Annotated in this window: 18 protein-coding genes and 1 pseudogene; 14 read left to right on the forward strand and 5 right to left on the reverse strand. The window is 37.8% G+C overall.

Translation table 11 applies throughout. The features are described 5' to 3' along the window. The first annotated feature begins 250 nt into the window (after positions 1 to 250). From AC4BHP_RS16505 to murC, 5 genes are all read left to right on the forward strand, one after another. Positions 251 to 1,453 (forward strand): MFS transporter, encoded by a 1,203-nt coding sequence (locus AC4BHP_RS16505; RefSeq protein WP_139892784.1) that lies wholly within the window; start codon positions 251 to 253, stop codon positions 1,451 to 1,453. Positions 1,454 to 1,517: 64 nt separating this feature from the next. Continuing rightward, positions 1,518 to 1,829: a thioredoxin family protein gene (locus tag AC4BHP_RS16510; RefSeq protein WP_066109075.1), complete on the forward strand. Its 312-nt coding sequence runs from the start codon at positions 1,518 to 1,520 to the stop codon at positions 1,827 to 1,829. A gap of 217 nt (positions 1,830 to 2,046) precedes the next feature. Beyond that, entirely contained in the window at positions 2,047 to 2,856 is an 810-nt protein-coding gene (locus AC4BHP_RS16515; RefSeq protein WP_066109073.1) for a DUF1444 domain-containing protein, read from the forward strand. A 116-nt stretch (positions 2,857 to 2,972) separates the two neighbouring features. Beyond that, positions 2,973 to 6,041, forward strand: a complete 3,069-nt coding sequence (locus tag AC4BHP_RS16520) for a DNA translocase FtsK (RefSeq protein ID WP_148631027.1) — start codon at positions 2,973 to 2,975, stop codon at positions 6,039 to 6,041. Positions 6,042 to 6,358: 317 nt separating this feature from the next. Next, positions 6,359 to 7,660, forward strand: a complete 1,302-nt coding sequence (gene murC / locus AC4BHP_RS16525; protein ID WP_066109068.1) for a UDP-N-acetylmuramate--L-alanine ligase — start codon at positions 6,359 to 6,361, stop codon at positions 7,658 to 7,660. A gap of 56 nt (positions 7,661 to 7,716) precedes the next feature. Here the strand turns inward: murC and AC4BHP_RS16530 are convergent. After that, a pseudogene (locus tag AC4BHP_RS16530) lies at positions 7,717 to 8,837 on the reverse strand (aminopeptidase). Positions 8,838 to 9,001: 164 nt separating this feature from the next. Between AC4BHP_RS16530 and AC4BHP_RS16535 the strand changes: the two are divergent. The 3 genes from AC4BHP_RS16535 to ytxJ are packed head-to-tail and all read left to right on the forward strand — an operon-like array spanning position 9,002 to position 10,601. Next, a complete protein-coding gene (locus AC4BHP_RS16535) occupies positions 9,002 to 9,505 on the forward strand; it encodes a DUF948 domain-containing protein (RefSeq protein ID WP_066109062.1) in 504 nt (167 codons plus the stop codon). Between the two features lie 28 nt (positions 9,506 to 9,533). Further along, positions 9,534 to 10,238: a YtxH domain-containing protein gene (locus AC4BHP_RS16540; RefSeq protein WP_066109059.1), complete on the forward strand. Its 705-nt coding sequence runs from the start codon at positions 9,534 to 9,536 to the stop codon at positions 10,236 to 10,238. Between the two features lie 36 nt (positions 10,239 to 10,274). Beyond that, complete coding sequence (gene ytxJ / locus AC4BHP_RS16545; RefSeq protein WP_066109056.1) at positions 10,275 to 10,601, forward strand: bacillithiol system redox-active protein YtxJ; 327 nt, start codon at positions 10,275 to 10,277, stop codon at positions 10,599 to 10,601. A gap of 27 nt (positions 10,602 to 10,628) precedes the next feature. On the opposite strand, the gene AC4BHP_RS16550 is transcribed toward ytxJ, so the two are convergent. Next, on the reverse strand, positions 10,629 to 12,800 hold the full coding sequence (locus AC4BHP_RS16550) for a cell division protein FtsA (RefSeq protein WP_077248183.1): 2,172 nt from the start codon (positions 12,798 to 12,800) through the stop codon (positions 10,629 to 10,631). Positions 12,801 to 13,003: 203 nt separating this feature from the next. Between AC4BHP_RS16550 and AC4BHP_RS16555 the strand changes: the two genes are divergently transcribed. Both AC4BHP_RS16555 and ccpA read left to right on the forward strand, forming a co-directional pair. Further along, a complete protein-coding gene (locus AC4BHP_RS16555) occupies positions 13,004 to 14,089 on the forward strand; it encodes a bifunctional 3-deoxy-7-phosphoheptulonate synthase/chorismate mutase (RefSeq protein WP_066109050.1) in 1,086 nt (361 codons plus the stop codon). 301 nt (positions 14,090 to 14,390) lie between these two features. Next, a complete protein-coding gene (ccpA, locus tag AC4BHP_RS16560) occupies positions 14,391 to 15,389 on the forward strand; it encodes a catabolite control protein A (protein ID WP_066109047.1) in 999 nt (332 codons plus the stop codon). A gap of 184 nt (positions 15,390 to 15,573) precedes the next feature. Here the strand turns inward: ccpA and AC4BHP_RS16565 are convergent, their stop codons facing one another. Genes AC4BHP_RS16565 through AC4BHP_RS16575 form a run of 3 tightly spaced genes read right to left on the reverse strand, consistent with a single transcriptional unit; the run spans position 15,574 to position 18,027 of the window. Beyond that, the gene (locus tag AC4BHP_RS16565; protein WP_139892786.1) at positions 15,574 to 16,722 is read right to left on the reverse strand and encodes an acetoin utilization protein AcuC; all 1,149 of its coding nucleotides are present in this window, start codon (positions 16,720 to 16,722) and stop codon (positions 15,574 to 15,576) included. Beyond that, a complete protein-coding gene (locus AC4BHP_RS16570; protein ID WP_490553435.1) occupies positions 16,719 to 17,366 on the reverse strand; it encodes an acetoin utilization AcuB family protein in 648 nt (215 codons plus the stop codon). The genes AC4BHP_RS16565 and AC4BHP_RS16570 overlap by 4 nt, the downstream gene beginning before the upstream one ends. Before the next feature lie 28 nt (positions 17,367 to 17,394). Then, a complete protein-coding gene (locus AC4BHP_RS16575) occupies positions 17,395 to 18,027 on the reverse strand; it encodes a GNAT family N-acetyltransferase (RefSeq protein WP_066109036.1) in 633 nt (210 codons plus the stop codon). 276 nt (positions 18,028 to 18,303) lie between these two features. Between AC4BHP_RS16575 and acsA the strand changes: the two genes are divergently transcribed. The 4 genes from acsA to AC4BHP_RS16595 all read left to right on the forward strand — a co-directional run bounded on the left by acsA (position 18,304) and on the right by AC4BHP_RS16595 (position 21,350). Then, positions 18,304 to 20,022, forward strand: coding sequence for an acetate--CoA ligase (acsA, locus tag AC4BHP_RS16580; RefSeq protein ID WP_066109033.1), 1,719 nt, complete (start codon positions 18,304 to 18,306; stop codon positions 20,020 to 20,022). Positions 20,023 to 20,138: 116 nt separating this feature from the next. Continuing rightward, positions 20,139 to 20,624, forward strand: a complete 486-nt coding sequence (locus AC4BHP_RS16585; RefSeq protein WP_139892788.1) for a GNAT family N-acetyltransferase — start codon at positions 20,139 to 20,141, stop codon at positions 20,622 to 20,624. A gap of 235 nt (positions 20,625 to 20,859) precedes the next feature. Then, a complete protein-coding gene (locus tag AC4BHP_RS16590; RefSeq protein ID WP_257469196.1) occupies positions 20,860 to 20,982 on the forward strand; it encodes a hypothetical protein in 123 nt (40 codons plus the stop codon). Further along, positions 20,958 to 21,350 carry an NUDIX domain-containing protein gene (locus tag AC4BHP_RS16595; protein ID WP_490553452.1) on the forward strand — a complete coding sequence of 131 codons (393 nt, stop codon included), beginning with the start codon at positions 20,958 to 20,960 and terminating at the stop codon, positions 21,348 to 21,350. The genes AC4BHP_RS16590 and AC4BHP_RS16595 overlap by 25 nt, the downstream gene beginning before the upstream one ends. The last annotated feature ends 5 nt before the right edge of the window (positions 21,351 to 21,355 follow it).

Here is a 21,355-nt window from a genome sequence, read left to right on the forward strand (position 1 = left end):
ATTAACACTGCCCTTAGTTAAGAAGCTATCTTTATTCTGGCGATATCACAGAATGGTGATTAACTTATTTATTCAGGAGGAACAATCTATGAGATAACAGCCTTGTAGAATCAAAGAGACTTAGACGAGTATTATTCTTTAGAAAATAATTTAAATAGTTGTTTACACCTGTCAAGACAGAAGTTAATATACAAATTAGAGATTTCATTTTAATAGTTTTCATTGAGATTGTGATGGGGAGGGTCAATGAATGGGGAAGGGAAAGGTAAAAGAACGGAAACTATTGGGGATTGCCGGGGTCGCTTGGCTATTCGATGCTATGGATGTTGGAATGCTTTCGTTTATTATCGCGGCTCTGCAGAAGGAGTGGAATTTAACCTCAGAACAAATGGGGTGGATAGGAAGTGTGAACTCTATCGGCATGGCAGTAGGTGCTTTAGTGTTTGGGATTTGGGCTGATCGTATCGGCCGAAAAAATGTATTAATTATTACGCTATTATTATTTTCCTTAGGAAGCGGATTTTCTGCTTTGACGACAAGCTTATCTATTTTTCTGGTTTTCAGATTTTTAATTGGAATGGGGCTTGGCGGTGAATTGCCAGTTGCTTCTACGTTGGTGTCGGAAAGTGTGCCTGCAGAGAGAAGAGGCAGAGTCGTAGTGCTGCTTGAAAGTTTTTGGGCTGCAGGCTGGCTGATTGCGGCGCTTATTTCATACTTTGTCATTCCAACTTATGGCTGGCAAATTGCTTTACTAATCAGTGCACTTCCTGCTTTTTATGCGATTTATTTAAGAATACATCTACCTGATTCTGAGAAGTTTCAAATGGTTAAGGAAAAGAAATCCATCTCAATCGTAAATTCGCTTAAGACACTATGGACTAAAGATTATGCGGTAAAGACTTTGATGCTCTGGATTCTGTGGTTCTGTGTTGTCTTTTCCTATTACGGGATGTTTCTGTGGCTTCCCAGTGTTATGATTTTGAAAGGTTTTACACTCATAAAAAGTTTCCAATATGTTGTTATGATGACCTTGGCGCAATTGCCTGGGTATTTCACGGCTGCCTGGTTTATAGAGAAATTTGGACGTAAATTTGTATTGGTTACATATTTGTTTGGAACAGCTGTAAGTGCTTATTTCTTCGGTAATGCAGAAACATTAACAGCCTTAATGATTTCAGGGTGTTTTCTTTCCTTTTTTAACCTGGGAGCTTGGGGAGCGCTCTATGCCTACTCGCCTGAACAATATCCGACTATTATAAGAGGGACTGGCACAGGAATGGCAGCAGCTGTGGGGAGAATAGGAGGTATCCTTGGCCCGCTTGCCGTCGGAAACTTACTGGCTTCTCATACATCTATTGATAAAATCTTCTTACTTTTTAGCATTGCCATTATAATTGGGATGCTGTCTGTATTGATTCTTGGCAAGGAAACTAAAAATGTGACGTTAGAATAGCAATCCTCTGTAGATTTGGGTATGATAACTCATACAAGAGGCTACTCGAGAGGATGATTTTGATATGAAAAAATTAGAAAGTATGGAACATTATAATGAATTGATGTCAAATGGGAAAGTGATGCTTTTATTTTCTGCAAATTGGTGCCCGGATTGCAGATTCATCGAACCATTTATAGGTGACATTGAGGCCGCAAATAAAGAGTATACCTTTATCTATGTGGACCGCGATCAATTTCTTGATCTGTGCATAAAGCTGGATGTCTTTGGAATACCGAGCTTTATTGCATTTGAAGATGGAAAAGAGCTCGGCCGATATGTAAATAAGGACCGGAAGACTCAAGAGCAAATTGAAGATTTCATTGCTTCATTATGATAAACTATTATACTCCCCCCTATTCGGGGGATTTTTTTATTCCGTTCTTACTTCAAAAAAAGCAGAAAAAAGAACGATTAAGTGGAGATAATCGCCCGTATGAACCCGATTGACTCCGTTGGTGCTCTTTGGAATGAAGGAACCCAACCAACAAAGTTACACTTTATTTAGCAGCATGAGTTTAATTAAGCTATAGTAATGTTAAGGAGGAATCCCTATGAAAATGACGACTACTAAAATGAAATCTTTACTTATGGAAAGCTTAGCTGATACAAATTCAAAATTTAATTATAATCGTGATAAAGAGGAATTAAGAATTGAAAATGAAGAAACTGGCAAGGGAATAACAATTGGATTGGCGCCGCTTGTATCGAAGTATGAGCAATCTGGTCAAAAAGCGATTGATGAAGTCCTTTATTATATAAAAGAATCAACGAAAGTAATGGGTACGGAACAATCTTTGAAGGGAAATGAAAAATTAATTTACCCTGTTATCCGTTCGACTTCCTTCCCAATGGAGTCCCGTGAAAATACACCGTTTATTACAGATGAGCATACAGCCGAAACGAGAGTTTATTATGCTCTTGATTTGGGTAATACGTATAGGTTGATTGATGAGGAGCTAATGAGGAAAGAAGGCTGGGATCAAGATTCCATACGTTCAATGGCTATGTTTAATGTCAGGTCATTGCCGATTAAGTCTAAAAAAGACAGTGTACGCGGAAATGACTTTTATTTTATTAATCATAACGATGGATACGATGCTTCAAGAGTCCTGATTGATTCACAAATGAAAACATGGAAGGAAGATATGAAAGGGACAATGGCAGTGGCCATTCCACATCAGGATGTCTTAATCATTGCAGACATACAAAATGATGCAGGTTATGACATTTTAGCACAAATGAATATGCACTTTTTTACAAATGGAAATGTTCCGGTCACCGCTCTGCCATTCCTTTATGAAAATGGAGAATTGGAGCCAATCTTTATTTTAGCAAAGAATCGACCGGTAGAAGACCAATAATATAATAGGAAATTGATACCATTTACAAGGAATATGTCTTAAATGAGTAAATTTTTTGATAAAATAGATACTTGTAATACTAATTTATAACAACCATAGAAAGTGTGAGGAAGGCTATGAGCTTTTTCAAAAAAATCATTGATTGGTTCTATGAGGATGTAGAAGAGGAAGTAGAAGTAGAACCTCGTAATAGCCATGAAAACATTCAAAAAGTACCTAAACAAGTAAAAAGACAAAAAGAAAATCAAATTGAAATTGAAGCAAGAATTCAATATAGATACCCAAAGGATAATTTCAAATTCCCATTAATCTCAGATGAAGAGTTAATAAGATTAAAAGAACAAAAAAAGAAGCAAAATGAGTTGGGTGTGAAGAAGGAAGTGCACGTGAGGAGATTTGAGAAATCCCCGGCTGCTGTTCCTAAATTGAAAGTGTCTAATCAAAGAATAATACCTAAGCCAGAACCAAAACAGAACGAAGTTGTTCCGAATAAAAAGCCGTTTAGAAGAACAGAAATACCTTCGCCTATTTATGGATTTCAAAATCGACAGACCGGCACTAAAAATCAAAAAATAGTCGAATACGAATTACCACCTGAAACGACCTTAGATTCCGTTCTTGCTTTAATGCATGGAAAGAAAGTGAATCCACCGAGTGTCAATCAAGAACCATCATTTGAAATGGAAAGACAGAATGAGTTGCCGCTGAATTCCGATTTTAAGCATTCAGATGAAGAGATAAAAGAGGAACAGCAAAAAGTCTCGACTAATGATGGAAATAGACATACGGAGGATATCGAGAGTGTGATTGCTCCGCTATTACCTGATACTGTTTCAGCAGAAGATACAGAGGTTGCAGCCACAAGTGAAATAGCATGGAATCCAGTCAGCGAGAATCAGATAATTGAGGAAATGAATGAAGCAATTTTGAACGCTGATTACGAAGATGAAATAACTCAAGAAGAAGGAATCGTGGAAAAAGATACGCTGATCATGCACTCTGGCTCACAGATGGAGCAGGAGGAATTTCAGTCGATTCCAATGATTCATCAGAATCTTGACGAACAAGCTGATGATGAAAATCTGGAGAACAACTTTGGATTACAACCGGAGGAACCAGTTGAAGATTACTACCATTCCCCTTCAGGCAGTGAGGTATATGAGGATATTGAGGAAGCTGATTCTGATATGGAGGAAGACCAACCATACAAGAGAGATGAAATTCAGCAAGCTCATGATTTAATCACGCAGACCCATGAATCTGCAATGAATATAGAAGAAAATCATCAGGTAAGCGGAAATGATGAGAAAAATATAGACATCAGTCACAATGAGAAAAATGGGCAGGATATCATTTTGCTTGACGGAACTGAGGATGAGTTTTCAATCAAGGACATTCAAACGAATGAGCCAGTTTCGAATGAATCTATAGCTTCGTTCGAAACGCAGTCAATCGATCGAACTAATGGTTTGGAGAAATCCGCGCAACTGGATGATACGGAGAACCATATAGATAGAGAAGTCTCTTTATCAGAGCCGAACAGTCCAATGGAAGCAACAGTGACAAGCGATGCTATGGATGAAGAAGAGAGACGAAAAATAGAAAGAGAAAAGCGCATTAGGGAGCGCAGAAAACACATTCCTTTTAACGTTTTAATGCTTAAGAATGATAAAGATCATATTGCAGCAAATCGCAATCAAAAAACGATTGCCGGCAAAGAGGAAAAGCCTTCGGAGCAACCTAAAAAAAAACTGAATGATTCCTATCAATATCCGGATATTTCAATTTTGAAGCCACGAGTGGACATTAGAGAAGATGCTGATTGGCTTGCAGAACAAGCAGCATTGCTAGATGATACACTTGAACAATTCAATGTTAAGGCTAGAGTACATACGTATTCTCAAGGACCTTCTGTAACAAGATTTGAGGTTCAGCCAGATCCTGGTGTTAAGGTTAGTAAAATCACAAATTTAAATGATGATCTAAAACTAAGCCTGGCTGCTAAAGATATTCGTATAGAAGCACCGATTCCCGGGAAACGAATGATTGGAATTGAAATTCCCAATATAAATACACGTCCTGTTTATCTGCGTGAGGTTTTGGAGGAAAAAGTTTTTGCTGAGAATACCTCACCGCTTTCAGTGGCAGTTGGGTTGGACATTTCAGGAAACCCGATTGTAACAGATTTAAAGAAAATGCCGCATGGTTTGGTGGCAGGCTCTACAGGTTCTGGAAAAAGTGTATTTATTAACTCTGTTTTAATCAGTTTATTATATAAATCACACCCATCTGATGTCAGACTCTTATTAATTGATCCGAAAATGGTTGAACTTGCGCCATATAACAATATTCCGCATTTGGCAGCACCGGTTATTACTGATGTAAAAGCTGCAACAGCTGCACTGAAATGGGCAGTAGAAGAGATGGAACGGAGATATGAGTTGTTTGCCCATTCAGGAGTGAGAGATATTGTCAGATATAATGAAAAGGCACTATCATCCGGGCAAATGGAGCATAAGCTGCCTTATTTAGTTATCGTGATTGATGAGCTGGCTGATTTAATGATGATGTCTCCTGCTGACGTAGAGGAAGCGATCTGCCGTATTGCGCAGAAAGCCAGAGCATGCGGGATTCATTTACTGGTGGCAACACAAAGACCATCTGTAGATGTCATTACCGGGTTAATCAAAGCAAATATTCCTACAAGAATTGCTTTTTCCGTTTCTTCACAGGTAGATTCACGTACGATTTTGGACCAAAGTGGAGCTGAAAAATTACTTGGACGGGGAGATATGCTGTTTTTGGAAAATGGAACTTCTAAAACAGTTCGCCTGCAGGGAACTTTTGTAACTGATGATGAGATTGAGGATGTCGTAAAACATGTAATGGCTCAGGCTAAACCGTCCTTTATGTTTGAGCCAAATGAATTGGTAAAAACAAGTGAACATATAGAAGAAAAGGATGAACTCTATTACGAAGTGTGTGAATTTGCGGTTGAGATGGGAGGAGCATCCATATCCAGTCTGCAAAGGCGCTTTAGGATTGGTTATAACAGGGCAGCGAGGCTGATTGATATGCTGGAGAAAGAAGGTATTTTATCAGAATCAAAAGGAAGTAAACCTCGTGATGTGCTTATATCTGAATCTGATTTAGAGGCTATACATGAATCTCAATCCCCTTTTTGAACAGAGGAAAAATTTTTGTATAATAATTTAATTATGAGTATTTCCCAGAAAAGGTAATACTATATTTATGAGAAAATCAGTTAGAAAAATTGTACGAAATCGATTTATAGGTTTATAATCATACAAGTTATATCTTTAACGCAATGAAGATATTGATTGCATGTGCTCGTTATAATAGTAATCTAACTGGTTTTAAATACTTATATTGTTTCAATTAGTAAAGCCTAAACAGGCATAGCAGGCAAATTGCAATTAGCAAAAAAAAGAGACCGTCATATACTGTTTTACAGCATTGACGTATGTTGGAGGTTCATTCTATGACAGTTTATCACTTCGTAGGTATAAAAGGATCCGGGATGAGCGCGTTAGCCCAAATCCTAAATGATATGGGATATCAGGTACAGGGTTCAGATTATGAAAAAAGATTTTTTACCCAAATCGCACTTGAAAATGCCGGTATAAAAATATTGCCATTTAATAAAGAAAATATTAAACCAGGTATGACAATCATTGCAGGAAATGCTTTTCCTGATAGTCATGATGAGATTGTTCAAGCTTTAGAACTTGGTTTGCCAGTCATTCGCTATCCACGATTTCTTGGAGATTTCCTTAAAAAGTTCGTGAGCATAGCTGTTACAGGCGCGCATGGAAAAACATCGACTACCGGCTTAATGTCTCATGTAATCAGCGGAGCTGAGCCAACGTCATTTTTAATTGGAGATGGAACGGGTAAGGGAGAAGCAGATTCTAAATACTTTGTATTCGAAGCTTGCGAATACCGAAGACACTTTTTATCCTACGATCCGGATTATGCCATTATGACCAATATTGATTTTGACCATCCGGATTATTTTGCAAATCTTGATGATGTGTTCTCTGCCTTTCAAGAGATGGCACTGCAAGTAAATAAAGGAATTATTGCCTGTGGTGATGATGAGCAGCTACAAAAAATCCAGGCGAAAGTACCGGTCATATTTTATGGGTTTAACGAAGAAAATGATTTCCAGGCTAAAAATATTGTCACTTCAGAAGCTGGAACTACATTCGATGTGCATGTAAGAAATAATTATTATGAGACATTTACGATTCCAATGTTTGGGCGCCATACAGTTTTAAATGCGCTAGCTGTTATTGCACTTTGTCAATATGAGGATATTGATGTGGAGATCATTAAGGAACGCCTAATGTCATTTACTGGCGTTAAGAGACGTTTCTCTGAAAAACAACTTGATCATCAAATCTTAATTGATGATTATGCCCATCATCCAACAGAGATAAAGGCAACAATTGATTCAGCTCGACAAAAGTATCCTGATCGGGAGATTGTAGCTGTATTTCAGCCGCATACCTTCTCTAGAACTCAGAAGTTTTTGGATGATTTTGCTGAAAGCTTAAAAGAAGCAGATAAAGTATACTTATGTGAAATTTTCGGATCAGCAAGAGAGTTGAATGGGAAATTAACAGTTAAAGATCTTTGTAATAAGGTGGACGGTGCTCAAATTATTCAGGAGGAAGATCCGTCTATCCTTAAAAATCATCACAATGGTGTATTATTATTTATGGGTGCTGGAGATATTCAAAAAGTGCAAGCAGCCTATGAGAGCTTTATAACGAAATAAATGCACATAAAGACCCTTCGAGAGTAATCAGTAAGTACTCTTGAAGGGTTTTTTATTTATTTTAGATTTTCAGGATTTAATTTCTCTAATTCTGGGAGAACGAATCTGCCGTCTTTTCTAATTAGTCGATCATCAAAATATATTTCGCCGCCTCCATAATCTTTACGTTGGATATTAACCAAATCCCAATGAATGCTGGAGTGATTACCATTTGGCGCCTCATCATAGCTTTGACCCGGTGTAAAGTGAAAGCTTCCATCAATTTTTTCATCAAATAGAATATCCTGCATTGGATTGGTTATATATGGATTAACCCCTATCGCAAATTCGCCGATATAACGTGCGCCTTCATCACTATCAAATACCTTATTGATTCTTTCTGTGTCATTCGCTGTTGCCTTAACGATTTTTCCGTTTTCGAATGTTAGACATACATTTTCATATGTAAATCAAATCCCTGATATGGAGATGGGGTATTATACGTAATGGTGCCATTTACAGAATCACGTACAGGTGCGGTATACACTTCACCATCTGGGATATTACGCTCCCCTGCACATTTAATGGCAGGAATGCCTTTAATAGAAAAATGTAAATCTGTTCCTGGACCTGTAATGCGTACTTTGTCCGTTTGATTCATTAACTCGACTAGGCTGTCCATCGCCTCAGACATTTTGGCATAATCAAGATTACATACATTAAAATAAAAATCTTCAAATCCTTCTGTACTCATTTTTGCCAGCTGAGCCATTGAATTGGTTGGGTAACGAAGGACCACCCATTTCGTTTTTGGAACTCGGATGTCTCTATGTACTTTATTTTGTACGGTCTGTCCATAGATTTTCATTTTATTAGCAGGGACATCAGAATGTTCTGAAATATTATCGCCTGCACGAAGACCTATGTATGCATCCATTTTACTCATAACCTGTGATTCAAATTCGGCGATTAATCTATAGTGTTCTTCAGTTGCACCTAATAGTAACTGTCTTTCAATGGTTTGATCCTTTGTTGAAACGAATGGATATCCACCTGCCTCATATGCTTCACTTACCAATGCTTTAACCAATTCTGGTTGTATACCGAAATTTTCTATAAGTACTTTTTCACCTTTTTGTAATTTTACAGAATAGTTAATTAGATTATGAGCTAATTGCTGAATTCTTGGATCCCTCATAAAAAAAATCTCCTTTCATCTCTAAACTTTAATTTAATTGTATCTTACTTTAGTAATAATATTAAGGTGGAAGGAACATTGTGGATCAGAATAAATTCCTATATAGTTTAAATAAGGAGATAAAGGGTAAAAACTAATTATAATTTAGAGATGGAGTGAAGACGATGGAAATTATCTTATATTTAAGCGTGGCATTGATTGCCATAGCGTTCCTGGTTCTTGTTATTTATCTTTCAAGAACATTAAAATCCCTTCAAACAACAATGGAGAGTGTATCTAGCACATTAACAGGCCTAGAAACTCAGATGCAAGGTATAACAACCGAGACAACACTGCTGCTACATAAGACGAATGCTTTGGCTGAAGATATTCAGCATAAATCTGAGAATCTAAATACGGTTGTTGATGCAGTTAAAGGTGTGGGAGGATCGATTCAACGTGTGAATCAAACCATTGACCAGATTACAAACCGAGTTCAATTAGCAGCGAGTCAAAATGACGAAAAAATTACCCAAGTAGTTCAATGGGGAAATGCATGCATTGAGCTTGTGAATAAGTGGAAAAAGCATAAAGCTGAACAGAGTACAGCAATCTATACCGAATCTGAAGCAGGCAGAGATGTTACTTTACCTTCACAAGAAACCAGATATCAACGTTCTCAATCTTAATCAACCATAAAAAAGGAGATGTTTAAGAATGAATAATAAAAATGATAATTTTAATCAAGATAATGGTATGTCAACAAAAGATTTTGTAGTAGGAGCAATAGTAGGCGGGCTTGTTGGAGCAGCTACTGCACTGTTTTTAGCACCTAAGTCCGGTAAAGAACTTCGTCATGATTTATCTGAACAAGGCAGCGTTTTAATGGAAAAAGGAACTCCATTGATTGAAAAGGGTTCTGCTTTAAAACAAACGGCTACAGAAAAGGGATCTGCTTTAAAACAAACAGCCACTGAAAAAGGAATTGCTCTAAAACAAACAGCTCAAGAAAAAGGAACAGAATGGATTTCTGTCGCAAGAGAAAAAGGTGCACCATTAACAGAAGCGGTTAAGAAAAAGTTTGGAAGCACGACAAATGAAGAAAGCAACAGTCAATCATCTGATACAAAGGAAAATCAAACAGATAAGAAGATGGATAGTAATGTTGTAGTTGATTCCCCAGATGACGTTTATGTTGGAGAAGAAAACATAGACAGTAAAAATACTGCTAAAGAAGAAACGTATGCTTCTGAAAAAACTGGTTTCAATTCTACAGCCAGCGGAAATACATCTTCAGGTAAAACACCGTCCAATAGCTCGAATAATACAATAAAAGTTGATTTAGGTTCTAATTCTTCTAATTCAACTGGAAATAAAAATAATTCAGCAACCAATTCGAAAAACACAACGAATAAAAAATAAAAGTGGTTTGGAATAAACACAAATGGGGGGATATGGATGAAAAAGATTACTAACGAAGAGGAATTACAGCAACTTTTAGAGCATGATGTTTTTCTGCTTCTGAAGCATAGCCTTACATGTCCAATTAGTGGTGCAGCTTTTGATGAGTATTCCCAGTTTGTCGCTGAGCATCCTGCTATAGCTACAGCTTATCTAGCTGTACAGGAAGCCAAACCACTATCAGAGCATGTTCGAGATTTAACCGGAATTAAACATGAGTCACCGCAAGCTATATTATTTAAAAATAGTGAGGCTGTGTGGAATACATCTCATGGAAGAATTACAGCACAAAATCTAGAACAGGCACTTAAAGAATATATCTAAATAGAAACCGGTAAGGAATTTAATTCCTTACCGGTTTACTTTGGTCGGATAATTCTGTGAGTTGAACCAAACAATTTCAAGTTGATCACCATCTTGGATTTCATTGTAAAATGTGACTTCCTGTTTATTCCGCATAAGGTGAAAGCCGCCCGGATTATTCTTGGGAAGTTCTATTTCTATGTACCGAAATAGATCCTGGAATATAAAAGCGGATTCTTTATTAAAGTTTATTTTTAGTTGCTCCCCGTTAAAAAGGATATCTGTATCACTTAAGGACTTATCTTCTCGATAGACTGTATAGCTGTTATTTGTCAACGTAAGTGGTTGACCATTAAACGTAACAGATATTTGATTAATCTCTTCAGCCTTATAGACACCTATTAAATCTTTGACTGTGATTGCTTTTCTACGAACTAAGGTGAGGCGATCATGATCGGCTATCCGATGGTTAAAAGATACACCTTTTCCGTTAACATATATGGCACCTGAAAACGAGACGAAGCTTTCCAGCCGGCCATTGATAACTAGATTAAACGGGACAAGTTCGTCCAGTATAGAATTCAAGCCAGCGAACAATAGTGCATCCTGCACAGTCTCTGGCATTTTAAAAGCAATCCGATCACCATCATGAATATCTTCGTGGCCATCAGCAGGAAAACCATTCATAAATAGGGTACAAGGAATTTCATATTTCTCTTCGTTTATATAAATCTCCCTCATAGGCAGTTCATCAAGTAATTCTCTTAATATCACAGATGTTTCAGAACCGTCTTTTCCCTTATCTATCCATAGCTGATCTCCAGGGGTTAATGGGGAATCAAGAGAGCAAGACACATTATTTCTTTTGATTTGCGGAGGCTCTCCGTGTGTACCTGGTATGGTAATATTTCTGCCGTTAATACTAACAATCTTCGCATTTCCAGGTTTACCGTATAGCTTTGTTAAATGAAGTCCTGCTGCAAGCAAGGCATCTCCTATAGTCAGTTGCTTAAGATCAAATAAACGAACTGGGGTCCCATTTACTTCAACAGAAACATAATGAATTGGATTAACATCTGATGAAATGGCTATTCCAATGGGCGTAACGAGTTCGGGCCCTTTAATGTAATCTGACTCAATCACTAAATTTTTGATAGCGTCTATTCCGCGTATAGCAACTCTATTGGCAGGCAGATTTAATTTCTTTGCCAAAATATCTGGTAAGCGCGGTGTTAAGCTACCTCCGCCAATAAGCATAACGGCTTGCGGAGGCTTAGCATTATTCAGTTGCAAAATTTCTCGGCTAATGGAATCTGCTAATTTTTCAATGGCGGGATAGATGGCTGTAATCATTTCTTCTTTTGGGATCTCTGATTCGAAACCAAGAATATCACTGATTTTGACAAACTCCTGTTCATTTATGGATCTCTTGGTATCTTCCGCATTCGGGAAATCAAGTAAATACTGATCACTGATTTCCTCTGTTATCTCATCTCCAGCAACAGGGACCATTCCGTAGGCAATAACGGTTCGTTCATCTGTAATCGCTATATCAGAAGTACCAGCTCCAATGTCAACAAGGCATACGTTGAGCCTTCTCATAGAGGGTGGAATAAGGACATGAATTGCAGCAATTGGTTCAAGAGTAAGTGCTTCTAGCTCAAGATTTACTCTTTTGAGTGCAGCAAACAGTGATTCAACGACCACTCGCGGCAGAAAAGTAGCGATAATTTCTGCTTCTGCTTCATCCCCTTTTTGGTCAAGTAAATTTCCGATTTCCTGGCCATCAAGATAGTAATGGAGAACAGAATAGCCTACACAATAATAATGATAATTACTTTGGATGTCTTCTTTTTCAGCTACCTGAAACTGTGCTTGTTGTACAGCAGCTAATTCCAGATGAATGCGGTCATCGGCAGACAGGAGAGGCTTGCCGGATATGGGAATAGATGATCTCCCAATCTCTGTACGCAAAGCACGTCCTGCAGCTGCTACACATACTTTAGTAAGAGGACCGTGCTTTTTTTCAAGTGTAAGCTTAATATCGAGTATAACGTTGGAAACAGCTACGACATCATGAATCTGGCCATCCAGCATGGCACGCTCAGTATGTTCTCTAATGATGACGTCTGTAACGACATATTGATCGAGGCGTATTTCTAATATGATTCCTACAACTGAGCGAGTGCCAATATCGAGAGCAAAAATTTTTTTGGTCAAGAATTCGTCTCTCCTTTTATGCTTTAACACTTAAAAGCGGTTTATTGATAAAGGTTTAATAGTGACAATACCGAATTAATCCGTTATAATAGTTTCAATTATATACTGAAATGTAAAATATTTTACTAAGTGATTTAGAAATTTTTAAAATATATGAAACCCAGGCTAAAACATGCAATGCAGAACAGAGAGGATGAGTGATATTGAGTAATATGGAACTGGATGTATTAAGAGAACAACTGGATAATTTGAATTTGCAATTATTAAAGCTTATTAACGAACGAGGAAAAGTTGTACAACAAATCGGTGAATTAAAAGGTAAGCAAAGCCAGTATCGTTTTGATCCTGTTAGAGAAAGAGAAATGCTTAATACACTTATCCAAAATAATGATGGTCCATTTGAAAAATCAACCATTGAACATATTTTCAAGGAAATATTTAAAGCAAGCCTTGAACTACAGGAAGATGATCATCGTAAAGCATTGCTTGTTTCCCGTAAAAAGCATCCTGATGATACTATAATTGATTTGAAGGGTGAGAAAGTGGGAAATGGACAACCGTCCTTTGTGTTTGGCCCATGTGCGGTAGAATCCTATGAACAAGTAGCGACTGTAGCAAAAGCTGTTAAGGATAAAGGATATAAATTACTTCGAGGCGGAGCTTATAAACCGAGAACATCCCCTTATGATTTCCAAGGGTTGGGTGAAGAAGGATTAAAAATCCTGAAAAGGGTTGCTGATGAATTCGATTTGGCTGTTATAAGCGAAATTGTAAACCCGGCGGATATTGAGACTGCGGTTAAGTATATTGATGTGATCCAGATTGGTGCTCGTAATATGCAGAACTTTGAGTTGTTAAAAGCAGCGGGAGCGGTCAATAAACCCGTTCTGCTAAAAAGAGGGCTGGCAGCGACAATTGAAGAGTTCATTAACGCAGCTGAATATATAATGGCGCAGGGAAATGGAAATATCATATTATGTGAACGCGGAATTCGTACGTATGAAAAAGCTACACGGAATACATTGGATATTTCAGCTGTACCTATACTGAAAAAGGAAACGCATTTACCGGTAATGGTGGATGTTACGCATTCGACTGGCCGAAGAGATCTGCTAATTCCAACTGCTAAAGCTGCATTGGCAATCGGTGCTGATGGGGTTATGGCTGAAGTTCATCCGGATCCGGCAGTTGCTCTTTCCGATTCCGCACAACAGATGGATCTAAACCAATTTGATACGTTTGTAAACGAGATTAATCAATTTACCAAGCAGACAGGTATCAGAATTTAATAAATATGGAGTTGCTATTTGGCAACTCTTTTTCATTTTTCTCCAATAGATTAACGAATCAATAGTCCCTGAATTTTTCAGTGGAATTTTTATAATTTATTATTCAAATGCTATCATTTTAAAGAAGTACTGAGTTAGTCTTAGTGAAAATTGGATTTGTTATGTATACAATAGTAAGAAAATAGATAAAGTGTTTATTTGCACGAATTTAGAGGGTAGAGTATTATTATAATAACATACTAAATGGTACTTAATTGAATACTATTAGGATTAGAATAGAGAAATTTGGGCGGTGTAAAAAATGAATATTACAATTTATGATGTAGCTCGTGAAGCAAATGTTTCCATGGCAACTGTATCACGTGTTGTCAATGGTAATCCAAACGTTAAACCGGCAACACGTAAAAAAGTAAATGAAGTAATTGAAAGACTTGGCTACAGACCGAATGCTGTGGCACGCGGATTAGCAAGTAAGAAAACAACAACAGTCGGAGTTATTATCCCAGATATCTCCAGTATCTTCTATGCTGAATTAGCAAGAGGGATTGAAGATATTGCCACCATGTATAAATATAATATTATTTTAAGTAACTCGGATTCAAATGAAGAAAAAGAAAGCCGACTAATCCAAACGATGCTTGGCAAACAAGTCGATGGACTTGTCTTTATGAGTTCAAATATTACGGATGAGCATATTGAAGAATTCAAGAAATCACCGGTTCCTGTTGTATTGGCAGGTACAATTGAAGATTCTGCTCAAATTCCATCTGTGAATATTGATTATGAACAAGCAGTGATGGATGCGATTAAATCTTTTGCTGATCGTGGACATAAGAATATTGCCATGGTATCAGGATCTTTTCAAAATGCAATTATAGAGAAAAAAATGGTGCCGGGATACCGAAAAGCATTGGAGGCAGCTAATATTCCTTATAATGAAGAATATCTAGTAGAAACAGATGCATCCTATGATGACGGAATCGAAGCCTTGAACCAGCTAATGGAATTGGATAATAAACCGACAGCTATTTTTGTATGTTCAGATGAGGCAGCTCTTGGTATCATTCATGCAGCACAAGATAAAGGTATCTCCATACCGGAGGATCTTGAAGTAATCAGTTCGGATAGCACGAGATTATCTTTAATGGTGCGACCTCGCCTAACGTCGGTTGTTCAGCCATTATATGATATTGGTGCTGTTTCCATGCGCTTGCTGACAAAGCTTATGAACAAAGAAGAGGTAGATGAATCCTCCGTAATTCTGCCGTACAGAATTGAAGAGAGAGATTCAACAAAATAAAAAATAAAAAAAGCTGAGCCATTTTGTGAATAGTTCTACAAATGGTTCAGCTTTTTATTTTAGTAAAACAGGTAGTATACATTATATCCAGTCCTCATCTTTTTAGTGTGTAACTTGGTGTCTGTGACCAGTTATATAAGAAATTTAAATAATCAGGTATTTGAAATTCAGCAGATTCATAGGGTTAGGATAGAATCGTGTATAATGCCTTTTCTAGAGTTTTTGCATTTTTTTCAGTAATCTCAGCCTTACGTGGGATGGGCTTGTACATATCAGGTGGATCTTCCCATGTAGTGGGTAATGTAACGGGTGCTAATGCTGACCAATGATTGACCCAATCAACAGGCAACTCACCTGAACAATTCGAATTATTAGTCATTTCTAGCCATATTAGGGACCAGGCACGCGGAACCACTCTCCAGATATCATATCCACCGCCACCAACTGCTATCCACTTACCTTGACAGTACTGGTGTGCAAGCTTATGGGCCAGTTTTGGGATGGATTGATAGATTGCAGTGGTAGCAGAAAGGTGCGTTAATGGATCATAGTAATGAGCGTCAGCGCCGTTTTGAGTTAAAATAACGTCTGGGCGAAAAAATTCTATGACAGATTTAAAGGATTTTTCATAGCACTCGAGCCATGATTCATCCTCCGTAAAGGCATCGAGGGGGATATTAAATGAATAACCATATCCTTTTCCATTTCCACGTTCAGTAATATTGCCAGTTCCAGGGAATAGGTAGCGACCTGTTTCGTGAATGGACAGTGTACAAACAGAAGGATCATCATAAAAAGTCCACTGAACACCATCTCCATGATGGGCATCCGTATCTACGTAGAGAACTCTGGCATTATATTTTTTTTGCATATATTTAATGGCAACAGAGCTGTCATTATAGATACAGAATCCGGAGGCTTTCCCTCTAAAGCCATGATGCAAACCACCGCCCAGGTTTATGGCATGCTGAGCACGCCCTTCCATTACTTCATCAACGGCAGACAATGTTCCTCCCACAAGCCAGGCGCTTGCCTCATGCATTCCAGAGAAAATGGGGGTGTCTTCGGTCCCAATTCCATAATTTAATGCTTTATCCTGGTCAAGCTTTCCTTGTCCGGCTAATCTAATCGCACTGATGTAATCGGGATCATGCACCAGGCTTAATTCCTCATCTGTTGCCATTCGTGGTTTGATGCAGTCATCCTCTTTCAGGGCATTCATTTTATTTAATAAGTCTACTGTTATTTGCAGCCGTTTTTGGTTAAAAGGATGGTTATCATTAAATTTGTAGGAAAGTAGATCGGTTGAATAAACAAATGAGGCTTCCTTCATAGAGTGCTCTCCGGTATATCTGGCCATAATACCTCATATCCGGATGACCGTAGGTCCTGTACGATTTTCAGCGGGTTCATTGTTTGAATCCTTAGTACCAAGACTTTAAATGCCGGGTCTTCTTTATATGGATAAATGAAAATGCTATTTACATTGGAATTGTGGCCTTTGATGACTTCGGCTATTTCACTGAGCGTACCTGATTTATTAGTGACCTTTACCTCTATTTGGGATGCAGGCTGATTTGAGCCAGTAAGTTCTATATATGTATGCAGAAGATCTGTTTCAGTAATAATCCCGACTAATATGTTGTCGCTGATCACAGGCATACAAGATATCTTTTGTTCATAGAATACAAATGCAATCTCTTCAACGAAATCAAGTGGGTGTGCTGTATAAATATCGGTAATCATGATATCGCTTATTGGCTTTAGAAGGTCTTCCTTATATTCATCAAGATGGAAGATAGATGGAGTTGCAGAGCGGATATCGACATCACATAACAGGCCGATTAACCGTTGTTCATCATCTACTATTGGTATATGCCTGATTTTTTTTTGTTTTACTAAATCAATTGCCTGCTGGAGTGTAGCATTTTTTTGAAGCGTAATAACATCCTTGATCATGATATCCTCAATAATCACAAGTAGCCCTCCTCAAAAATCAGTTCGTTCAATACATATATCGATTCATGAATCGTAATTGATCGAATTTTTGAATACTCTCTTTTTTAACGTTTTTCCCGATTCTGGCCATTAAACAATTGGCTGGATGGGAGCAAATTTCAGGGTCATCAGTGGCATACCATTCCAAGCCACCGGCACTCATCATTTTCTCCATCATTTTTCGATATTCCCATACATTTAATCCGCTGCCTTTTAAATCCCAATGCCAATAATATTCTGTGGTAATAATAATGTAATTTTCCATCCACTCATCCATCATAGCCACGCGGATCAAGTTTTTCCCGACCGCACATCCGCGATATTCACGGATTACTTCAATAGCACCCAATTCCAGTAAGTCATCCATTTTCCCTTCAGACCATCTTTCAAGAGGATCTGGGTATAAATAAGTGACATATCCGACAATGACATCGCCGGCCCTCGCAATAATAATTCGGCCTTCAGGAAGGCTGCTGATTTGAATTAAAGCCTTATGCTGCTTCTCAGGAACCCTAAAGGCAACGAGACCCTCATGAAATTCAAGATTTTCTAATTGATCTCGAGATACCGGGCCCTCGATAACTAACGGCCCACATGGGGTTTGCAATTCCTTCAAATTATACGTTTTTTTATGCTCCATCCATACACCACCCAGGTCACATTTTAAAGCTATTATACAGCACTTTAAATCCATAAATGCTTCATGATATGAACTTTTTAAGTCATATGTAGTGGAAATTAAGAAGCTTACTGGCATAATTCTCTTAAACACTTAATGGGGATGTTATCTTAAAAACACTACAATTATAAAAATTGTAACATATTAGCGTAACTTATTAAATATTTTAAAAATTGAGATAAAGTGGATTTTGTACTATACTATCAATATATTATCTTTGATCAGGGGGGAATAATTATGAAACTGGAAGCGCTTTCTGTTGTGCAAGGGGATTATAATTTAGCAAACTATGAGGAAATCTACAGATCATTTGACTGGAAGGATGTAGAGCAGGAATTCTCTTGGAATGAAACGGGTAAAGTGAATGCGGCATACGAATGTATTGACAGGCATACTGAAAATTTCAGGCGCAATAAGGTAGCATTATATTATAAGGACCCTAATCGCTATGAGAAGTATACATATAGTGATATGAAAGATTTATCGAATAAAGCAGGAAATGTTCTGAAGGAATATGGGAATGTAACAAAAGGTGACAGGGTATTTATTTTTATGCCTAGATCACCGGAATTGTATTTCACAGTGCTGGGTGCGATAAAATTGGGAGCTATTGTCGGCCCGTTATTTGAGGCATTTATGGAAGGGGCGGTTAAGGATCGATTGGAAGATAGTGAAGCCAGTGTAATCGTCACTACCCCTGAATTATTGTCTAGAATTCCTGCAGATGACCTGCCAGCATTGAAACATATTTTTGTAGTAGGAGATAATGTAGAGGAAACTGGTAAATATATAGATTTTAACAGCAAATATGAAAATGCATCTAAAAAATTAGATATAGAATGGGTAGATCGGGAAGACGGTCTGATTCTACATTATACTTCCGGTTCAACCGGTAAGCCAAAGGGTGTTCTGCATGCGCATAATTCAATGATTCAGCATCTGAAAACCGGACAATGGGTACTCGACCTAAAAGAAGAGGATGTATATTGGTGTACAGCGGATCCAGGCTGGGTCACAGGAACGTCTTATGGGATATTTGCTCCGTGGCTAAATGGAGCCTCTTCTGTGGTCACAGGTGGACGATTTAGCCCGGAAGCTTGGTATCAAACCATTGAAGATTTCCATGTAACCGTGTGGTACAGTGCCCCTACTGCATTCCGTATGCTGATGGGTGCAGGGGATGAGGTAGTAAAACAATTTGATTTATCCAGCCTTCGCCACTTACTAAGTGTAGGTGAACCTTTAAATCCTGAAGTTATTAAATGGGGACAAAAAGTATTCTCCAAACGTATCCATGATACATGGTGGATGACAGAGACCGGTGCACAACTAATCTGTAACTATCCAAGTATGGAGATTAAACCGGGTTCTATGGGTAAGCCAATTCCTGGAGTCGAGGCTGCCATCGTAGATGACCAAGGGAATGAAGTACCGCCTTATCGTATGGGCAATTTAGCAATTAAAAAAGGATGGCCATCCATGATGAGGCAAATCTGGAATAATCCACAAAAGTATGAATCCTATTTTATGCCATCAGGATGGTATGTTTCAGGCGATTCAGCTTATATGGATGAAGATGGGTACTTCTGGTTCCAGGGCAGAATTGATGATGTTATTATGACATCCGGAGAACGGGTAGGACCTTTTGAGGTTGAAAGCAAGCTGGTAGAACATCCGGCGGTTGCTGAAGCGGGTGTAATAGGCAAACCGGATCCTGTACGGGGTGAAATCATTAAAGCATTTATTGCCCTCAGGTCTGGATACGAGCCTTCGGATGAGCTGAAAGAGGATATCAGGCTATTTGTTAAACAAGGGCTTGCTGCACATGCTTCACCAAGAGAGATTGAGTTCAAGGATAAACTGCCGAAAACGCGCAGTGGTAAAATTATGCGCAGGGTATTAAAAGCTTGGGAGCTTGAATTGCCAACAGGCGACTTATCAACGATGGAAGATTAAAACAGGGGTGTTTATAAGGTGATTTAACCCTTATAAACACCCCTTTTTTTGGTTTTTACAAAGGATATGAGCAAATGGAATACATATCATTCCATTTAGCAGGAAGAGTGGGGGAAATGAAGAATATTAACCTAATGAAGTTTCAAGAAACCGATTTTAAGGATTATTATAGTTTGGTAAGTAATGAGAAGGTTATGGCCCAAATAACAGAACGGGCTCTGCCTTTAGAGGAGGCAAGGTTGAACTATCAAAAGATATTGCAACGTAATAAGAAACATGAAAACTTTGGGACTTTTAAAATTTTTGATGCTTCCGTTCAGAGATTCATTGGACTCGGATCTTTAATTTTAAATGAAAAACTTACTGACGAAGCTGAAATTGGCTATATGATTCTACCTGAACATTGGGGGCAACGGTATGGGACAGATATTGCCGAAGTATTAATTGGAAAAGTGAGGAAATCGGAATTGAAGAAATTAGTGGCGATAATAGACCCTAATAATATTCCTTCGAGAAAAATATTAGCTAATCTTGGATTCAAATCTGAAAAGGTCTGTGCGATAGATGGGTTACCAGGGGAAATTATGAGTAAACTTTTATAAAAAATCATTTACCAATTACATAAGTTTTTCAATTTTAATAGGATAGTAAAAATAGATAAATTGATAATTGATTAGCCAGAAAAGAAATGGAGTGATGCCGATGAAACTATTGAACAAATTACCTAAAAGCAATTGCATATAAATTGTTGAGTTATTTTTATTAAATGATGAAGAAAAGTAACATCATTTTGCTATATAGAAATTAAAGATTGTAGTTTAAAAGGGGCTTGATAAAGTGAAAGAATGGTTTGGTTCTTCAGGTCTATGTATCAATGACAATGGTCAATTGTTAATGGTTCTGCAGGGGAAACCTGAAGAGAAAAATTATGGTCTATTCCATCGGGCGGTAAAGAAGTAGATGAAAGTTTTGAACAGTGCTGTACTAGAGAGATGGAAGAAGAAACGGGATATTTAACAGAAATTGTTGAAGAAGTTAAGGTAAAAAGGGTAATATATGAAACACACTATATTACTGCTGAAGTTCGCTACTATATAGTGAGGATTATGGGTGGTGAAAGAAATATTCGGAATCCGGACGGTCTTATTTATGATATTGCCTGGAAAGACCTTGAGGAATTAAAAACACTGAAGTTAACATATCCTGAGGACAGAGATTTTCTTATTCAATATATAAAAAGGGATTCAAGTAATCCTATATATATTGGGGATTGCAAAAAAAGTTGTTTGATAGATATAGAGAAAGGCTGTTCCGATAGTCGAGTGTGATACCG

The sequence above is a fragment of the Pradoshia sp. Z4_20 genome, assembly GCF_058216035.1.